Below are 16,518 nucleotides of genomic sequence, written 5' to 3' on the forward strand. Positions count from 1 at the left end.
CCGCCGGTGGGTCACAGCGTCTCGACCCGGTCGAGGCCATAGGTCGCCAATGCCGGTACCAGCGCGGGATCGGGCGCGGCGGTGAATACCGCGACCCCTGGCGCAGGGCGGTCCGGCCAGTCCTGCCCCGCTGTCAGATGGGCGATTCGCCGCGCTATGCCCGGCCCGCCATCGACGAAGCGCACGCGGTGCGGCGCGGCGGCGGCGAGTTCGGCCTCGACCAGCGGAAAATGGGTGCAGGCGTTGACGATGACGTCGATGCGATCGCCCCCCGCCTGCCCGAACAGCCCATCCAGCACCGCACGGTACGGCGCGCTGTCGGCTGCACCGCCGCGCAGCTTCGCCTCGGCAAGCTGGACCAGCTCGGCGCTGCCATGGCGCAGCACGGTGCAGTCGGCGGCGAAGCGCGCGGCCAGATCGTCGACATAGGGTTGGCGCACCGTCGCCTGCGTCCCCAGCACGCCGATCACACGCGTAACCGACACTTCGGCTGCCGGCTTGATCGCCGGCACCGTGCCGACGATCGGCACGTCGAGCGCGGCGCGGACATGGGACAGTGCAATCGTCGATGCGGTATTGCAGGCGATGACGATCAACCGCGGCCGGTAACGCTCCGCTAGCCGCCCGAGCAGCGCGGGCACGCGCGTCGCGATTTCGCCCTCGCTGCGCGTGCCATAGGGAAATCCGGCGCTGTCGGCGACATAGACCAGCGGCGCGGCGGGCAGCAGCGCCCGCGCCGGTGCCATCACCGACAGCCCGCCCACGCCCGAGTCGAAAAAGAGAAGGGGCCGGGAATCGGCCATGCTGGTGCCCGCTGATCGAGATTGTTGCGTGCGCTTACCGAAGACCCTAGCCTTTGTGCAAGTAAGGGGACTCATGCAGACGCAACTCGCCAGTATCGCGCCGGTGCTCGCCATCGCGCTGGGTTACCTCCTCGGGTCGATCCCGTTCGGAGTGATCCTGACCAGCCTCGCCGGGGCGGGCGACCTGCGCCAGATCGGATCGGGCAATATCGGCGCGACCAATGTGTTGCGGACCGGGCGCAAGGGGCTGGCAGCCGCGACCTTGCTGCTCGATCTGCTCAAGGGTGCGGCGGCGGTATGGATCGCGCATGCGCTATGGCCCGGTCTCGAACTGCTGGCGGCGGCGGCTGCATTTGTCGGGCATTGCTACCCGGTCTGGCTCAAGTTCAAGGGCGGCAAGGGCGTCGCGACGCTGATGGGCATCGTGCTCGCGCTGCACTGGCCGTCGGGAATCGTGTTCGCGGTGGTGTGGCTGGGGCTGTTGGCGACGCTGCGAATTTCATCGGTCGCGGGGATGGCGGCGGCGATCAGCGCGCCCGTCAGCGCGGCGTTGCTGGACCGGTTCGACATCGTGATGCTGCTGGTCGTGCTCGCGCTGATCGTGCTGTGGAAACATCGCGAGAATATCGAGCGGCTGATGGCGGGGACCGAGCCGCGCATCGGGCGAAACCATGGCTGACGAGGCGGCGCGCCTCGCCCGCCTTCGCCTGATCCGGTCGCCGCGAATCGGCCCGGTCACCTATCGCCAGCTGATCGCGCGTTTCGGCGACGCACAGGCGGCGCTCGACGCGCTGCCGACGCTCGCGCTGCGCGGGGGTGGTCACACACCGGCACTGGCCGATCCCGCACAGGTCCGGCGCGAACTGGCGGTCGCGGCACGACTGGGCGCGCGCCATGTGTTTCTCGACGATCCCGACTATCCGGCGTTGCTGGGTGAGCTTGAAAACGCGCCCCCCGCGCTGATCGTGCGCGGCGATATCGGGCTGCTCGCGCGGCCCTGTGTGGCGATGGTCGGCGCGCGCAACGCGTCGGCGGCGGCGTGTCGCTTCGCGCGGCAACTTGCGCAGGGGCTGGGGGAGGCGGGGGCGACCATCGTCTCCGGTCTTGCGCGCGGCATCGACACCGCCGCGCATCATGGGTCGCTCGCCCGCGGGACGGTCGGTGTGATCGCGAGCGGGATCGACATCGCCTTTCCGCCCGAAAATGCCGAACTCCAGGAACAGGTCGCGCAGCGCGGCCTGCTGATCGCCGAGCAGCCGCCCGGCGCCGAACCGCTCGCGCGCCATTTTCCCTCACGCAACCGCATCATCGCCGGACTCGCCCAGGGGACGGTGGTGGTCGAGGCCGCGCCACGGTCCGGATCGCTGATCACTGCGCGAATCGCGGCGGAGGCCGGGCGTGAGGTTATGGCCGTCCCCGGCTCCCCGCTCGACCCGCGTGCACAGGGGTGCAACTTGCTGATCCGGGAGGGCGCGACATTGGTGCAGGGGGTCGACGACATCCTCGAAATGATCCGCCCGATCGACGCCCGCGCCGTGCGCGCGCCCGTGTCGCGGTTCGATGCCGGGCCAGGCAGCGAACCTGATGCGTCGGAACGCAAACGGGTCGAGGGGCTGCTCGGTCCGGTCCCCGTTCCGGTCGACGAACTGATCCGCCAGTCCGGCCTGCCCGGCGCGGCGGTGCAGCTGGTGCTGCTCGAACTCGAACTCGCCGGCCGGCTGGAGCGGCATGCCGGCGGTCGGGTGAGCCTGTATTGACCGGGCACGACCCCGACCGGCTTGAGGTCGCCGAAATCCTTCGCGAAGCCTCGGCGCTGATCGGGGCGCATCCGCTGGCCTTCGTTCTCGCCACCGCGATTTACGTCATGTTCGGCATCTGGATCGAGGATCAGGATGCGTCGTGGAGCGCGCAGGTCACGATGGCGGTCGCGCCCGTGGTGCTGCAGGGATTCCTGCAATATCTCCTGCTCCGTCAGGCCTTTTCCGACAGCGCGCGTGGCGTAACCGTTCGCCTGCTTGCCCCGTTCATCGTCATCATGCTCCAGCTTGGCCTGTGGACGATGCTCGGGCTGGGTTACATTCTGCTGCTCGTGCCGGGTTTGTATCTCGCCGCCCGGACGTCCGCGGCGCTCGGCATGGCGACGGTCGAGGGCACCGGTCTGTTCGCAAGTCTCGCCGGCAGCTGGCACCGCACGCGGCGTGCGGTGTGGCCGCTGGCGATGGTCCATGCCATCCTGCTGTTCCCGGTCGTCGCGCTGCTGGTCGGATTGGCCGTCGCCACCGCCGTCGAGTATCACCTTACCTATGAATCGATCGAGTTCACCGTGTTCGCCAACCTTGGCTTCGGGGTCATCACGATGGCGGGATGGGCAGTTGCCGGCGCGGCATACCGGCTGACCCTGCCGTCACACCGGATGCATGAGGATGTGTTTGGCTAGCCACGATTTCGGCGCAGCTACGCCCGTGCTTCGACCATCCGCGCACCCGCCTCGCGCAGGGTAAGCGTGCCGCAGGCAAGCGCCAGCGGGTAGAGGATCTCGTTTTCGATCCGCACCCGCGCCGACAGCGCGGACAGCACCCGCTTGCTCGCCTCGACGAACAGCTCGCGATCGTTCTCGATCTCGTCGGCCGTCCATTCTTCGACATAGGCGCGCCATTCGCTGGCAAGCTGGTCGAAATCGCCCATCGCGATCTGCGCGGCCTCACGCTGCGCCATGTCGCCCTTGGCGAGCAGATGCGGGTAGACGTCGCGATCCTCGGTCGCGAGGTGCGCGATCAGGTGGGTATCGAGCGCGACGATCGTCGTACGCAGCATCGTCGGCGATGCGGTGGCGACGGCCCGCCTGAGCGCATCGGCACAGGCGCTGATCTGCGCATGCTCGTCTATCAGACGTTCGATCGAAACCACTGCCGCCCCCTCCTCTGCCGACTCTTATAGACGATGGAGGTTAAGAGGGGGTGGCGTTCCGCTTGACGCCCGCTATTCAGCCTCCCCATCCTCGCGCGTACACGTAAGGACCGCCAGATTTCATGCAGCTCGTCATCGTCGAATCGCCCGCCAAGGCGAAAACCATCGAGAAATATCTGGGCAAGGACTATCGCGTCCTCGCCTCCTATGGTCACATCCGCGACCTGCCGGCCAAGGACGGATCGGTTCAGCCCGATGACGGCTTTGCGATGGAGTGGGAAACCTATCCCGACAAGGCCAAGCAGCTCAAGGCGATCACCGACGAGGCGAAGAAGGCCGATCGTCTGATCCTTGCCACCGACCCCGATCGCGAGGGGGAGGCGATCAGCTGGCACGTCCAGGAAGTGCTCGCGAAGAAGAAGGCGCTCCCCAAGGAGGTCGAGCGCGTCACCTTCAACGCGATCACCAAGGCGGCGGTGACTCAGGCGATGGCGCAGCCACGCCAGCTCGATACTGACCTGATCGACGCCTATCGTGCGCGCCGGGCGCTCGACTATCTGGTCGGCTTCACCCTCTCGCCGGTGCTGTGGCGCAAGCTGCCCGGTGCCAAATCCGCGGGCCGCGTCCAGTCGGTTGCACTGCGCCTGATCGTCGAGCGCGAGCGCGAGATCGAGCTGTTCAAGGCACAGGAATATTGGTCGGTCGTCGCGCATCTCGAACATGACGGCACCGCGTTCGACGCGCGGCTGGTGCGGTTCGAGGGGAAGAAGCTCGACCGGCTGTCGATCGGCACCGAAGGCGTGGCGATGCGCGCCAAGGCGGCGGTGGAACAGGGCCGCTTCAGCGTCGCGAGCGTCGAGACCAAGCCGGCGATGCGCAACCCGCCGCCGCCTTTCACCACCTCGACCCTGCAGCAGGAGGCGGCGCGCAAGCTTGGCTTCTCCGCCAGCCACACGATGCGGATCGCGCAGGCGCTCTACGAGGATGGCGCGATCACCTATATGCGGACCGACGGCGTGCAGATGGACGGCAGCGCCATCGACGCCGCGCGCAAGGCGATCCATGATCGCTATTCGGGCGCCTATGTCCCCGACAAGCCGCGCCAGTACCAGACCAAGGCCAAGAATGCGCAAGAAGCGCATGAGGCGATCCGCCCGACCGATTTCAGCAAGGATCGCGCCGGTTCGGGCGACCACGCCAAGCTCTACGATCTGATCTGGAAGCGCGCGCTGGCCAGCCAGATGGCGAGCGCGCGGATGGAACGCACCACGGTCGAGCTGGAGGAGCCGACCGGCCAGGACGCGCTGCGCGCCACCGGCCAGGTCGTGCTCTTCCCGGGCTATCTCGCCCTGTACGAAGAAGGCCGCGACGACGAAGGTGACGAGGATTCGCGCCGCCTGCCGATCATCCGTCAGGGCGACACCCCGGCCAAGAAGGGCGTCGACGCCGAACAGCATTTCACCCAGCCGCCGCCGCGCTTCTCCGAAGCGTCGCTGGTCAAGCGGCTCGAGGAACTCGGCATCGGCCGCCCCTCGACCTATGCCTCGATCATTCAGGTGCTCAAGGACCGCGCCTATGTGCGGGTTGAGAAGAACCGCTTCTTCGCCGAGGAAACCGGGCGGCTGCTGACCGCCTTCCTTGAGCGCTTCTTCGAGAAATACGTCAATTACGACTTCACGGCCGGGCTTGAGGAAGAGCTGGACGACGTGTCGGGCGGGCGTGCCGGGTGGCAGGCGGTGCTCGCCGCCTTCTGGCGCGATTTCCAACCGCGCACGGCGGAAGTCATGGAGCAAAAGCCGAGCGAGGTGACCGCCGAGCTCGACAAGTTCCTCGAACCCTATCTCTTCCCCGACAAGGGCGATGGCACCGATCCGCGCCTCTGCCCGTCATGTGGCGTTGGCAAGCTGGCGTTGCGTGGCGGCAAGTTCGGTGCGTTCGTCGCCTGCTCCAACTATCCCGACTGCAAATTCACCCGCCGCTTCGGCCAGCCGGGCGGCGAAGAGGGCGGCGATAGCGGGCCGGAGGTGATCGGACAGGATCCGGAAACGGGCGAGGATATCTCGCGCCGCTCGGGCCGGTTCGGGCCGTACATCCAGCGCGGCGAGGGCAAGGAGGCGGCGCGCGCGTCGATCCCCAAGGATATTCCCGAACTGGATCTGGACTGGGCGGTCAAGCTGCTCAACCTGCCGCGCACGATCGGCAATCATCCGGAAACGGGCAACCCGATCACCGCGTCGATCGGCCGCTATGGCCCGTATCTCGCGCATGACGGCAAATATGCGCGGCTGGCCTCGACGACCGAAGTGTTCGAAACCGGCATGAATGCCGCCGTGGTCAAGCTGGCCGAAGCGGCGGCGGGCGGCGGACGGCCGCAGCGCGGATCGCGTGAGCCATTGAAGGTGCTGGGCGCACACCCGGTGTCGGGCGCGGAGATCAAGCTGATGGAGGGGCGCTATGGCGCGTATCTCACCGACGGCACGACCAATGCGACGTTGCCCAAGACGGTCGATCAGGCCGCGCTGACGCTCGACGAGGCTGTGCAGCTCATCGACGCCAAGGCTGCAGCCGGTCCCGCCAAGAAGAAGGGCGGGCGCAAGGCTCCGGCGAAGAAGGCTCCGGCAAAGAAGGCCGCGCCGAAGAAAAAGGCGGCGGCGAAGGCGTAACGGATCAGGCCGCGCGCAGGCTGGTCAGCTGCAGCCAGGCGCGGGCCTGTTTCTGCGCTTCGATGATTTCGCGCGCGGTCATGTCTTCCGCGACTTCGGCGCGCATATAGGGCGCCTCGGCGCTGCCCCCGAGGGCGGCGATGTTGAACCACTTATGCGCTTCGATCAGGTCCATCTCGACGCCCGACGCGCCGCTCGAATAGACCATCCCGAGCTCGTAGGCCGCGTCGACGCTACCGCGCGCCGCATCGGCCAGCCGGCTGTCGATCAGGAACTGTGCGCTCTTAATGCTGTTGCCCATGACTTTGCCCCACTTTTGATCGCTCTCATCATGGAAGCGAACTTGGGCCAGTCATGGTAAGCAAATGGTTAACGCGCTTTACCGTTCAATCCGGGGCCGCCACCGCAACATTGTCGATCAGCCGTGTGCCCGCGATCCGCGCGGCGGCAAGCAGGCGCCGGGGCTGGCCCGCGACCGGCGCACCCAGGCTGTCGGCATCGACCAGCTCGACATAATCGACCTCGAACCCGGCCGCTTCCAGCGACGCGCGCGCGGTGTCGAGCGCGGCGGCGGGATCGTCGCCCTTCTCGATCCCGCGCACCGCGACACCCAGCGCGCGCGGCAGCGCGACTGCCGCCGCGCGGTCCTCGGGCGCGAGATAGGCGTTGCGGGAGGAGAGGGCGAGCCCGTCATCGTCGCGCTGGGTCGGCACGCCGCGGATCTCGATGTCGAAATCGAGGTCGGCGACCATGCGCCTGATCACCGCCAGCTGCTGGAAATCCTTTTCCCCGAACAGCGCGACATCGGGCTTCACCTGGTTGAACAGCTTGGCGACCACCGTCGCGACGCCGTCGAAATGGCCGGGCCGGGCGGCGCCGTCCAGCGGCTCGCTCACACCCGCCACCGAAATGTTGGTCGCGTGGCCCTCCGGGTACATCACCTCGACCGGCGGCATCCAGAGCAGGTCGACGCCAGCCTCGGCCAGCATGCGCGAATCGGCCAGTTCCTTGCGCGGATAGCGGGCCAGGTCCTCGTTCGGTCCGAACTGCTTGGGGTTGACGAAGATCGACACGACCACGCGCTGCCCGGCCAGCTTCGCCTGCGCCACCAGCGCCATGTGCCCGGCATGCAGCGCGCCCATGGTGGGGACGAACGCGACCCGCTCCCCATTGGCGCGGAATCCCGAAACGGTATCGCGAAGTTCGGAGAGCTGACGGATGGTTTGCACGCGCACAAGGCCTTGGATATGGAACGAAGCGCGGCCTTCTATGGGGGGCGGGCCGGCTGTTCAATCAGGGAAGTTGAGTGACCGACGCAACGAACTCGCTGCACGTGATCGTCTTCGCCAACGAAAAGGGCGGGACCGGCAAATCGACGACCGCTGTCCACACCGCGATCGCACTCGCGATGAAGGGCGCGCGGGTGTCGTGCCTCGACCTCGACCATCGCCAGCGCACGATGGGCCGTTACCTCGACAACCGGCGGCAGACGATGGAGCGCGTCGGCCGTCCGCTGCCGATGCCGCGCTACGAAACGCACGACGGCGAGAATATCGCCCGCTTCTCGGAATCACTGGAGCGGCTGGGGCAGGATACCGACTTCCTGATCATCGACACGCCGGGGCGCGACGACAAGTTCGGGCGGATCGCGATCACCAACGCCGACACGCTGGTGACGCCGATGAACGACAGCTTCGTGGATTTCGATCTGATCGGGCAGGTTGATCCGGATACCTTCCGCGTGACCCGGCCCAGCTTCTATTCCGAACTGATCTGGGATTCGCGCAAGCGCCGCGCCAAGGCGGACGGGCAGACGATCGACTGGGTCGTCCTGCGCAACCGCATGCAGCATATCGAGGCGCGCAACATGAAGCGCGTGTCGGAGGCGATCGACCAGCTCGCCAAGCGCGTCGGCTTCCGCGTCATCCCCGGCCTGTCGGAGCGCGTGATCTATCGCGAGCTGTTCCCCAAGGGCCTGACCATGCTCGACAGCCGCGAGTTCGGCGAAATGGGCCTGGCGCATGTCGCGGCGCGGCAGGAATTGCGCGAGATGATGGCCGGCCTTGCCCTGCCCGAGCTGGAGTCGGCAATGCCGCTCTTCGCATGATCTTCAAATTCCTGATCGGCCTGCTGCTCGCCTGGCTCGGCTGGCGGCTATGGCATGGGTGGGGCCGCCCACTGCCTGGCACGCCCAAGCCGGCTCCGGCACCCGCCGCGCGCGATCCCGAAGAGGCAGCCGCCTATGCGATCCTGGGCGTGGCGCCGGGCGCCGATGCGGACGCGATCCGCGCCGCCCACCGCCGACTGATCACCAGCGTCCACCCCGACCGCGGCGGCTCGCCCGAGCTGACGCGCCAGGTCAACGCCGCGCGCGATACGCTGCTCAAACCCAAGTCCGACCCGAAAAACTGAAACGCATTGCCATTAGCCGCGTTTGACGGTTGCACTTTGCGTAACGCGCGCGAAATGAAGCGCGTCGAATTTTCTGGAGGCCCAATGACCCATCGTTTCGATCCGACCTCGCTGCGCGAATATGACATTCGCGGAATCGTGGGCAAGACGCTGGGCGCCGACGATGCGCGCGCGATCGGGCGCGGCTTTGCCACCCTGATGCGCCGCGCCGGTGGCACGCGCGTCGCGGTCGGTCGCGATGGGCGCGTCTCCTCGCCGGAGCTTGAGGCCGCGCTGGTCGAGGGTCTGACGGCATCGGGCTGCGACGTGGTGCGGATCGGGCTCGGGCCGACCCCGATGCTCTATTACGCCGAAGCGACGCTAGAGGTGGATGGCGGCATCCAGATAACCGGCAGCCACAATCCCGGCGATTACAACGGCTTCAAGATGGTGTTTCAGCACCGTCCATTCTTTGGCCAGGACATCCAGACGCTGGGCAAGATGGCTGCCGAAGGCGATTGGGAAGAGGGCGAAGGCACGGTCGGCGACGCCGATATCCTCGACAATTATGTCGGGCGCCTGCTCGCCGGCTATGCGGGCGGCAGCTTCCGTATCGGCTGGGACGCCGGCAATGGCGCCGCCGGCCCGGTGATCGACAAGCTGGTGCAGCTGCTGCCCGGTGAGCATCACACGCTGTTCACCGATGTGGACGGCAATTTCCCCAATCATCATCCCGATCCGACCGAAGAGAAGAATCTGGCGCACCTCAAGGCGCTGGTCGCGGAGAAGAACCTCGATTTCGGACTGGCGTTCGATGGCGATGGCGACCGGATCGGCGCGATCGACGGGCAGGGCCGCGTGATCTGGGGCGATCAGCTTCTGTCCATTCTGGCTGAACCTGTCCTGCGCAAGGACCCCGGCGCGACGATCATCGCCGACGTGAAGGCCAGCCAGGCGCTGTACGACCGCATCGCGGAACTCGGCGGCCAGCCACTGATGTGGAAGACCGGCCACAGCCTGATCAAGACCAAGATGAAGGAAACCGGCGCGCCGCTGGCGGGCGAGATGAGCGGGCACATCTTCTTCGCGCAGGACTATTACGGCTTCGACGACGCGCAATATGCCGCGGTCCAGCTGATCAACGCGGTCCACCTGATCGGCCGCTCGATGAGCGAGATCCGCAGCGCGATGCCGGCCATCGTCAACACCCCGGAAATGCGTTTCCAGGTCGATGAAAGCCGCAAGTTCGCGGTGATCGACGAAGTGCTGGAACGGCTCAAGGCCGAGGGTGCCGACGTCAACGACACCGATGGCGCGCGGGTCAACACCCCCGATGGCTGGTGGCTGCTGCGCGCGTCGAACACCCAGGACGTGCTCGTGGCCCGCGCCGAGGCAAAGGACGAGGCAGCGCTGCAGCGGCTGCTGGCGATGATCGATGCGCAGCTTGCCGCCAGCGGGCTGGAGCGCGGGCCGCAGGCAGGGCATTGAGTTGAGCGGCCAGCGGGTTCAGCCGCCGGGTTTGCCTTGCGCCAGATCCCATGCCGCACGGACCTGCGCGGCATAGATCGGGGCGCTACGGTCCAGAGCAGCCTGCGCATCGCGTGAAAAGCCGGTGTGAAGCTGTTGCCGCAACCGCGCATCATCGGCGGCGACGCGCAGCAGCGAACGTGCTTCCTGCGGCGCCCGCCCGCTCGCCTGGAGATGCGTTGCCAGCCCCAGGATCGCCCGCGCACGATCCGGGTCCATCGCTGGTCGGCGGATCAGCACCGCAAGCGCGCGGCGATACCAGCTTTCCGCCTCGTCGGGTCGGCCCTGTTTCGCGATGATGGCGGCGACGTAGCTGCGCCCCTTGGCGATCATCGGGTCGGAATCGCCGACCCGCGCGGCGGCGGCATCCAGCCCCTTGCGGAACAGTGCCTCGCCCTCGGCCAGCCTTCCCTGGCTGGCGAGGTTGTAGCCGAGATTGGTATAGGTCACCGCCAGATCGAGCTTGCCGCGATCGTCGGCCAGCCGCTCCCGCGCCGCCAGCAATGGCGCATAGAGCGCTTCGGCCTCGGCGAACCGGCCCTGATCCTCAAGCATATAGGCGATATCCTGCTGCGTCTGCAGGATCGCGCGGTCGCCTGCCGACAGGGTCCGCGCGCGCAGCGCCAGCGTGGCTCGCATCGTCGCTTCGGCTTCCTTGTGGCGCTCCTGATAACTCAGGTTCCACGCCAGCGCGTAATAGATGTCGGCGACCTCTAATGGGTCCGAGCCGCCGTCGTCCGCCAGTGCGAGCGCCATGCGATAGAGCGGCTCGCCTTCAGTAAAGCACGCTTGCTGCTCCATCGCGTAGCCGAGGTGGAGATAGGTGCGGACGAGTTGAGGCGTGCGCGCCATGGGCCGCCGGTCGGTGTGAAACAGTGGCGCATAGCGCTCGGCCACCGCGAGATCACCGGCGTCGCGTGAAGCGACCAGCAGTTTGCCCCAGCTTGCAGCGCATTCCAGCGTGGGCTTGGCGGGGTCGCATGCGGCGAGCTCGGCGCGGCGCGCGGCGATATAGCGCGCTCGCGCTGCGTCGCCCCCGGCCAGCTCGATGCAGCGCGGCGCGGCGGCAGTCGCGGGCAGCGCCGACACGCCCGCCAGCGCCGGGCTGGCCAGCGTCAACGACAGAAACAGCAGCAGGCGGCGCAACAGATGCATGCGCTGCATCCTATCGCACCATGGTCCGCGCGCCAGCGACGATCTCTGACGGCGGCGTGGGGGTGGCAAATTGCGGCAGGGCAGGCCACATGGGGGTATGGCTTCCGCCCCGCCCCAGATCATCCGCGTCATCGACCTTGAGACCACCGGCAACGCACCCCCCCAGCACGGGGTGTGCGAAATTGGCTGGCAGGACGTCGCGCTGGGCAAGGACGGGCGGTGGGAGCTGGAGGGCGAGGGCGGTGCGCGGCTGGTCAATCCCGGCCGCCCGATCCCGCCGTTGACCATGGCGATCCACCATATCCGCGACGAGGACGTGGCGAACGCGCCGTGGTGGCACGATGTGGCGCGCCCGGTGCTCGACCCCTGGCCGCGTCGCGTCGCGCTGGCGGCGCATCGCGCCAGCTTCGAGGAGCAGTTCTGCACGCCGGCGCTGACGCGCGGGGCGGACTGGATCTGCACATACAAATGCGCGCTGCGGTTGTGGCGCGACAGCCCGGGCTTCTCCAACCAGTTCCTGCGCTATTATCGCATGCCCGAGGGGCTGGAGCATGAGCGCGGCCTGCCCGCGCACCGCGCCTTTCCCGACGCCTATGTCACCGCGCACCATCTGCGCGACATGCTGAACGAGGCGGGGGTCGCGCAGCTGATCGAATGGTCGAAGCTGCCCGGCCTGCTCCCCCGCGTCCGCTATGGTCCGGATCGCGGAAAGGAATGGAGCGAGATCGACGACGAGTCGCTCGACGCCTTTCTGCAGGATCGGGACGCGGACATTCGCTACACCGCCCAGGTCGAACTGGAACGCCGCCGCGGCCGCGGGCCGGAGTTCAAACCGGTCCGCCAGCCGGACTTGTTCTGAGAAAAGATGCGCCTCTCACCGCGTTCCTCCCCTGAGCACGCTCAGGGGAGGAATATGCGGCCCTCAATATTCGATCCGCGCGCTCTTGATCTTGCGCTTTTCGAGCATGACCTGGACGCTGTCCGGGCCGGACAGGTGCCCCGCACCGACCGCCATGAACACCACGCCCGGCTTGTCGAGCCGCGTGTCGATCCATTCGGCCCAGCGTGCGTTGCGGTCGGCGAGCAGCATCTTGCTGAGCTCGGGCGAGCTGCGCATCGCCTCGTTCATGATCGCGGCCAGGCCCTCGGCATCGCCCTCGGACCATTCGGCGACCATCTTCTCGAATTCGGGGCCGATCTGGCCGAGCTGCGCCAGCGTTTCGGTCAGGAACTGGATCTGCGCGGCCTCCGACAGGCTGTCGAAAAAGCCGAACTGCTGCTCGATGGTCTCGACGCCGGAGATCGGCTTGTTCGCCGCTTTGGCCGCCGTCGTCAGCGTGGTTTCGGCGCCCGATGCCGGGTTGTAGCCTGCCTTCATCAGCGCGACGAGCGACAGCTGGTTGGCTGCGAACCACGGCTTCAGCCGGGCAAAGGCTTCAGCCGGAATGCCGGCATCGGCCACGGCCTTGGCAAAGGCTTCGCGCTTGTCGGCGGGCAGGCGGTCGGCCAGCGCGGGGCCGGTCGCGGCGACGCCATATTTCATGATCAGCGGCTGGACGCTTGCCGGATCGGGCATGTCGCCGATTTCGGTGACCAGCTCGCCGCTCGCGTCGAACGCGGTCTTCACCGCCTCGTCGAACCAGGTCAGGTTGGACGGCAGCACGTGGATCGTGCCGAACAGATAGATCGTGGTGTCCTCATCCTTGACCACCCACAGCGCCGGATCGGCGTCCTTGACCGCAGCGGCCGGGGCGGGGGCCGGCGCCTGCTGTGCCAGGGCGGCAGGAGCGACGAACAACAGGGCGAGCGCAGTCGCTGCGCGCGGCAGGAACTTCTTCATCATAACTCTCCGATAACAAGGGGTTGGTTCAGTTCAGGGACGTAATTTCTTGTAGCCATAGGCCAGCATCATCACCGCGAAGGTCGCGATGGCGAGCGCCTCATGCTGCGGCTCGCGGACCAGCTCGCCACGCCACAGCAGATACCAGTTGGCGTAGAGGGCGAAGTAGAAGTTGATTGCGACTGCCGAGGCCCAGAGATTGTCGCGCTGGTCCAGCTCGTCGGTCACCCGGTAATAGCGCCAGCTGCCATATACGAGGGCAATCGTGGTGATCAGCGACGCGGTGATCGCCCAGGCGGCGGGGATGCCTTCCAGAAACGCACCGCCGTCGGCCTCGAACATACCTGAGAAAAAGCCGACCACTGCGCCGGCACCCATCAGCGTGAACAGGATGATCCGCTGGCGTCGTGTGCGGGCGCGGGCGGCGGCCAGGCCGTCCTTCATTTCATTCGCCATCGTCGTGCTCCGCGTCATCGAAAATCTCCTCGATGCTCAGGTCGAACAGTCGGGCGATGCGGAAGGCGAGCGGGAGCGAGGGATCGTACTTCCCCGTCTCGATCGCATTCACCGCCTGTCGCGACACGCCCAGATGCCCGCCCAATTCGGACTGGCTCCAGTTGCGTTCGGCGCGCAGCACTTTCAGACGGTTCCGCATTCGTCACTGTTCCCTGACATTGTGTCAGCCACGGGTGACTATATGTCAGGTTACCATTACACGCGTCAAGCGGATTTTTTGCCCCGTGGGATCGCGGCGACGATGGCGGCGGCGAGGGTGCCGATGCACAGCTGATAGGGGAAGGCGAGCGCGGTCGATCCAAACGCAAAGGGCTGGAGCAGGAACACGGTGACGAACCCGGTGAGCAAAGCCGCGATCACCGACGCCGTGCTGCCCCGCGTCGTGAACAAGGCGACGGCATAGACGCCGAGCAGCCCGGCATAGGCGAACGCCATCACCGACAGCACGAATTCGAGCAGCGGCATGTCGCTATGCTTCTGCCAGTAATAACTCAGCACAGCGGTCGCGAACATCGCCACTGCCACCGCTGCCATGCCCCAGCGCCCGGCATGGACATAATGCCGGTCCTCCGCTCCCCCGCGCGACTCGCGCCACGGGCGGTAGAAATCGCTGACCACCACCGACGACATCGAATTGAGCGCCGAGGTCACGGTGGACACCGCCGCTGCGATTACCCCAATCGTCACCAGCCCGCGCAGGCCCGGAGGCAACTGCGTCAGGATATAGTGGACGAACACCGTGATCTTCTCGCCCGCAAAGTTCGCCGACACGCTGTTGGTCGTCCCCATGATGTCGGGCCGGTCGTAAAAGATGTGCAGCATCACCCCGATCGTCACGAAGATCGCGATGATCGGCACGCTGCCCAGCGCAGACATGATCAGGCTGCGCGCGCCGGTTTTCGCATCGGGGCTCGCGAGCAGGCGCTGGGTTGTATCCTGATCCAGCCCCGCGCTGGCAGTATTGAGCAGGAACAGCCCGGTGACGGCGGCGAGCAGGGTAAAGGGCTTGGACAGATCGGTCGACAGATCGAACAGCCGCAGCTTGTCGGTGCCATCGGGCGCGTTGCGCAGTGCATCGATCAGCGCCGCGTTGTCGAGCGGGATCGCGGCGCGCAGGAAGATCAGCACCGCCACGGCCGCACCGGCATAGACGATGAACTGGACGAAATCGTTCCAGATGACGGACTTCAATCCCCCGCGCAGCGTGAAGGCGAGGCTCGCGAGCATCACCGCCGCCGCCGATAGGATGATCGACCCGGCATCGATCGCGTTGAACCCGACCATCGCGATGGCGATCGCGGCGAGATACACGCGCGCGCCGCCCGACAAGATGCGCCCCGCCAGATACATGCCCCCAGCCCAACGCATCGCCCGCGCGTCGTACCGCGTCTCGAGCAGCTCATAGACGGTGGCGACGCGCAGCGCGTAGAAGCGCGGAATCAGCACATGCGCGACGAAGAACGCCGCGAGCACCGCGCCCACTACGGCGCCGAGATAGCTGTAATCGCTGCGGTATCCGTAGTCGGGCGCGCCAAGGAAGGTCGCCGCCGACTGCTGCGTCGCCAGCACCGACACGGCGGCCAGCCACGCCGGCACGCTGTTTCCCGCGAGGAAATAGTCCCCGGCATTGCGCGTCTCGACCCGGTTGAAATGCCAGGACAGTCCGGCCAGCACGGCAAGGTAAAGCCCGACCACCAGCCAGTCGAGCGCGGCGAAATGCAGCATCATCGGAAACGTGTAGCAGAGGTCTTTCCAAGGTCACGCGGCAAGTTGCGGAACGACTCCCGCACTCACGCTTTGAATCGGCCTCGCAACAAAAGGATGTCCGATGGCAGCGCGCGCATATTGGCAGGGGCAGATCCGTCTCGCGCTGGTCTCTATCCCCGTCGAAATCTACAGCGCCACCAAATCGGGGGCCCAGGTCGCGTTCCATCAGGTCCACGAACCTTCCGGCAAGCGCATCAAATATGAAAAGGTCGTGCCCGGCATCGGCCCGATCGACACCGACGAAATCATGAAGGGGTTCGAGGTCGAAAAGGGCGAATATGTCCTGCTCGACCAGGACGAGATCGATGCGGTCAAGCTCGAGTCCAAGAAGACGCTGGAGCTGACCCAGTTCGTCGACGCGCATGAGATCGACGTGCTCTATTACGAAAAGCCCTATTTCGTCGTTCCCGCCGACGACCTCGCCGAAGAAGCGTTTGTCGTGCTGCGGGAGGCGCTCAAGCGCACGAAGAAGGTCGGGCTTGGCCAGCTGGCGATGCGCGGGCGCGAATATGTCGTCAGCTTGAAGCCGTGCGGGCGCGGCATGGTGCTGGAAACGCTGCGCTATGCCGATGAGGTACACAAGGCGCAGGGCTATTTCCGCGACATCCCCGATGCCGAGCCCGACGCCGACCTGCTCGGCCTCGCCGAATCGCTGATCGACAAGAAATCGGCGAAGTTCGATCCCGCCACCTTCCACGACCGCTATGTCGACGCGCTCAAGGGCCTGATCGCGCGCAAGCAGAAGCAGAAGGGCAAGCGCAAGATCATCGAGGACAGCGATTCGGGCGACGATGCGCGCGGATCGAACGTCGTCGACCTGATGGCGGCGCTCAAGAAGAGCCTCGAAAAGCCGGGCGGTTCTGCAAAGTCGGCGAGCAAGGCGCCCGCAAAGAAGGCTCCAGCGAAAAAGCCGGCGGCGAAGGCGCCAGCGCGCAAGCGGGCATGAAGC

General features: G+C 66.6%; 18 protein-coding genes. 9 read left to right on the top strand and 9 right to left on the bottom strand.

All coding sequences use genetic code 11. The features are described from left to right. Nucleotides 1-11: 11 nt before the first annotated feature. Nucleotides 12-803 (bottom strand): glutamate racemase, encoded by a 792-nt coding sequence (gene murI, locus ACO05N_RS06225; protein WP_422056301.1) that lies wholly within the window; start codon nucleotides 801-803, stop codon nucleotides 12-14. Nucleotides 804-876: 73 nt separating this feature from the next. On the opposite strand from murI, the gene plsY reads away from it, so the two are divergent. From plsY to ACO05N_RS06240, 3 genes are read left to right on the top strand one after another with little or no spacing between them, the layout of a single operon-like run. Further along, complete coding sequence (gene plsY / locus ACO05N_RS06230) at nucleotides 877-1,482, top strand: glycerol-3-phosphate 1-O-acyltransferase PlsY (RefSeq protein WP_422056302.1); 606 nt, start codon at nucleotides 877-879, stop codon at nucleotides 1,480-1,482. After that, on the top strand, nucleotides 1,475-2,560 hold the full coding sequence (gene dprA, locus ACO05N_RS06235; protein WP_422056303.1) for a DNA-processing protein DprA: 1,086 nt from the start codon (nucleotides 1,475-1,477) through the stop codon (nucleotides 2,558-2,560). Before plsY ends, dprA begins: the two co-directional genes overlap by 8 nt. Further along, nucleotides 2,557-3,240 (top strand): hypothetical protein, encoded by a 684-nt coding sequence (locus ACO05N_RS06240; protein ID WP_422056304.1) that lies wholly within the window; start codon nucleotides 2,557-2,559, stop codon nucleotides 3,238-3,240. The genes dprA and ACO05N_RS06240 overlap by 4 nt, the downstream gene beginning before the upstream one ends. A 17-nt stretch (nucleotides 3,241-3,257) precedes the next feature. On the opposite strand, the gene ACO05N_RS06245 is transcribed toward ACO05N_RS06240, so the two are convergent. Beyond that, nucleotides 3,258-3,710, bottom strand: a complete 453-nt coding sequence (locus tag ACO05N_RS06245) for a hemerythrin domain-containing protein (RefSeq protein WP_422056305.1) — start codon at nucleotides 3,708-3,710, stop codon at nucleotides 3,258-3,260. 122 nt (nucleotides 3,711-3,832) lie between these two features. Here ACO05N_RS06245 and topA point away from each other — a divergent pair, with 122 nt between their 5' ends. Next, on the top strand, nucleotides 3,833-6,373 hold the full coding sequence (topA, locus tag ACO05N_RS06250) for a type I DNA topoisomerase (protein ID WP_422056306.1): 2,541 nt from the start codon (nucleotides 3,833-3,835) through the stop codon (nucleotides 6,371-6,373). Between the two features lie 4 nt (nucleotides 6,374-6,377). Here topA and ACO05N_RS06255 read toward each other — a convergent pair whose 3' ends face one another. Both ACO05N_RS06255 and panC read right to left on the bottom strand, forming a co-directional pair. Next, nucleotides 6,378-6,674, bottom strand: coding sequence for a hypothetical protein (locus tag ACO05N_RS06255; protein WP_422056307.1), 297 nt, complete (start codon nucleotides 6,672-6,674; stop codon nucleotides 6,378-6,380). An 85-nt stretch (nucleotides 6,675-6,759) separates the two neighbouring features. Further along, the gene (gene panC / locus ACO05N_RS06260; protein WP_422056308.1) at nucleotides 6,760-7,602 is read right to left on the bottom strand and encodes a pantoate--beta-alanine ligase; all 843 of its coding nucleotides are present in this window, start codon (nucleotides 7,600-7,602) and stop codon (nucleotides 6,760-6,762) included. A gap of 77 nt (nucleotides 7,603-7,679) precedes the next feature. On the opposite strand from panC, the gene ACO05N_RS06265 reads away from it, so the two are divergent. From ACO05N_RS06265 to pgmG, 3 genes are all read left to right on the top strand, one after another. Continuing rightward, nucleotides 7,680-8,480: a division plane positioning ATPase MipZ gene (locus tag ACO05N_RS06265; RefSeq protein WP_224922911.1), complete on the top strand. Its 801-nt coding sequence runs from the start codon at nucleotides 7,680-7,682 to the stop codon at nucleotides 8,478-8,480. Next, the gene (locus ACO05N_RS06270) at nucleotides 8,477-8,785 is read left to right on the top strand and encodes a J domain-containing protein (RefSeq protein WP_422056309.1); all 309 of its coding nucleotides are present in this window, start codon (nucleotides 8,477-8,479) and stop codon (nucleotides 8,783-8,785) included. Before ACO05N_RS06265 ends, ACO05N_RS06270 begins: the two co-directional genes overlap by 4 nt. Before the next feature lie 84 nt (nucleotides 8,786-8,869). Further along, the gene (pgmG, locus tag ACO05N_RS06275) at nucleotides 8,870-10,252 is read left to right on the top strand and encodes a phosphoglucomutase/phosphomannomutase PgmG (RefSeq protein WP_422056310.1); all 1,383 of its coding nucleotides are present in this window, start codon (nucleotides 8,870-8,872) and stop codon (nucleotides 10,250-10,252) included. A gap of 18 nt (nucleotides 10,253-10,270) precedes the next feature. Here the strand turns inward: pgmG and ACO05N_RS06280 are convergent, their stop codons facing one another. Further along, nucleotides 10,271-11,446: a tetratricopeptide repeat protein gene (locus ACO05N_RS06280; RefSeq protein WP_422056311.1), complete on the bottom strand. Its 1,176-nt coding sequence runs from the start codon at nucleotides 11,444-11,446 to the stop codon at nucleotides 10,271-10,273. Nucleotides 11,447-11,543: 97 nt separating this feature from the next. Here ACO05N_RS06280 and ACO05N_RS06285 point away from each other — a divergent pair, with 97 nt between their 5' ends. Continuing rightward, entirely contained in the window at nucleotides 11,544-12,305 is a 762-nt protein-coding gene (locus tag ACO05N_RS06285; RefSeq protein ID WP_422056312.1) for an exonuclease domain-containing protein, read from the top strand. A gap of 63 nt (nucleotides 12,306-12,368) precedes the next feature. Here the strand turns inward: ACO05N_RS06285 and ACO05N_RS06290 are convergent, their stop codons facing one another. The 4 genes from ACO05N_RS06290 to ACO05N_RS06305 form a co-directional block, all read right to left on the bottom strand. After that, nucleotides 12,369-13,286, bottom strand: coding sequence for a TraB/GumN family protein (locus tag ACO05N_RS06290; protein WP_422056313.1), 918 nt, complete (start codon nucleotides 13,284-13,286; stop codon nucleotides 12,369-12,371). Nucleotides 13,287-13,319: 33 nt separating this feature from the next. Continuing rightward, nucleotides 13,320-13,760, bottom strand: a complete 441-nt coding sequence (locus ACO05N_RS06295; RefSeq protein ID WP_422056314.1) for a hypothetical protein — start codon at nucleotides 13,758-13,760, stop codon at nucleotides 13,320-13,322. Beyond that, complete coding sequence (locus ACO05N_RS06300; protein WP_300492665.1) at nucleotides 13,732-13,941, bottom strand: helix-turn-helix transcriptional regulator; 210 nt, start codon at nucleotides 13,939-13,941, stop codon at nucleotides 13,732-13,734. The genes ACO05N_RS06295 and ACO05N_RS06300 overlap by 29 nt, the downstream gene beginning before the upstream one ends. A gap of 65 nt (nucleotides 13,942-14,006) precedes the next feature. Then, nucleotides 14,007-15,527, bottom strand: coding sequence for a sodium:solute symporter family transporter (locus ACO05N_RS06305; protein ID WP_422056315.1), 1,521 nt, complete (start codon nucleotides 15,525-15,527; stop codon nucleotides 14,007-14,009). 103 nt (nucleotides 15,528-15,630) lie between these two features. On the opposite strand from ACO05N_RS06305, the gene ACO05N_RS06310 reads away from it, so the two are divergent. Beyond that, nucleotides 15,631-16,515 (top strand): Ku protein, encoded by an 885-nt coding sequence (locus ACO05N_RS06310; protein ID WP_422056316.1) that lies wholly within the window; start codon nucleotides 15,631-15,633, stop codon nucleotides 16,513-16,515. The last annotated feature ends 3 nt before the right edge of the window (nucleotides 16,516-16,518 follow it).

The sequence above is a fragment of the Sphingomonas sp. genome (genome assembly GCF_965227385.1).
GTDB lineage: Bacteria > Pseudomonadota > Alphaproteobacteria > Sphingomonadales > Sphingomonadaceae > Sphingomonas.

Coding starts and splice junctions, on each gene's coding strand:
- murI (WP_422056301.1), bottom strand. CDS start 803: ATGGCCGATTCCCGGCCCCTTCTCTTTTTCGACTCGGGCGTGGGCGGG.
- plsY (WP_422056302.1), top strand. CDS start 877: ATGCAGACGCAACTCGCCAGTATCGCGCCGGTGCTCGCCATCGCGCTG.
- dprA (WP_422056303.1), top strand. CDS start 1,475: ATGGCTGACGAGGCGGCGCGCCTCGCCCGCCTTCGCCTGATCCGGTCG.
- topA (WP_422056306.1), top strand. CDS start 3,833: ATGCAGCTCGTCATCGTCGAATCGCCCGCCAAGGCGAAAACCATCGAG.
- ACO05N_RS06255 (WP_422056307.1), bottom strand. CDS start 6,674: ATGGGCAACAGCATTAAGAGCGCACAGTTCCTGATCGACAGCCGGCTG.
- ACO05N_RS06270 (WP_422056309.1), top strand. CDS start 8,477: ATGATCTTCAAATTCCTGATCGGCCTGCTGCTCGCCTGGCTCGGCTGG.
- pgmG (WP_422056310.1), top strand. CDS start 8,870: ATGACCCATCGTTTCGATCCGACCTCGCTGCGCGAATATGACATTCGC.
- ACO05N_RS06280 (WP_422056311.1), bottom strand. CDS start 11,446: ATGCATCTGTTGCGCCGCCTGCTGCTGTTTCTGTCGTTGACGCTGGCC.
- ACO05N_RS06285 (WP_422056312.1), top strand. CDS start 11,544: ATGGCTTCCGCCCCGCCCCAGATCATCCGCGTCATCGACCTTGAGACC.
- ACO05N_RS06290 (WP_422056313.1), bottom strand. CDS start 13,286: ATGAAGAAGTTCCTGCCGCGCGCAGCGACTGCGCTCGCCCTGTTGTTC.
- ACO05N_RS06295 (WP_422056314.1), bottom strand. CDS start 13,760: ATGACGCGGAGCACGACGATGGCGAATGAAATGAAGGACGGCCTGGCC.
- ACO05N_RS06300 (WP_300492665.1), bottom strand. CDS start 13,941: ATGCGGAACCGTCTGAAAGTGCTGCGCGCCGAACGCAACTGGAGCCAG.
- ACO05N_RS06305 (WP_422056315.1), bottom strand. CDS start 15,527: ATGCTGCATTTCGCCGCGCTCGACTGGCTGGTGGTCGGGCTTTACCTT.
- ACO05N_RS06310 (WP_422056316.1), top strand. CDS start 15,631: ATGGCAGCGCGCGCATATTGGCAGGGGCAGATCCGTCTCGCGCTGGTC.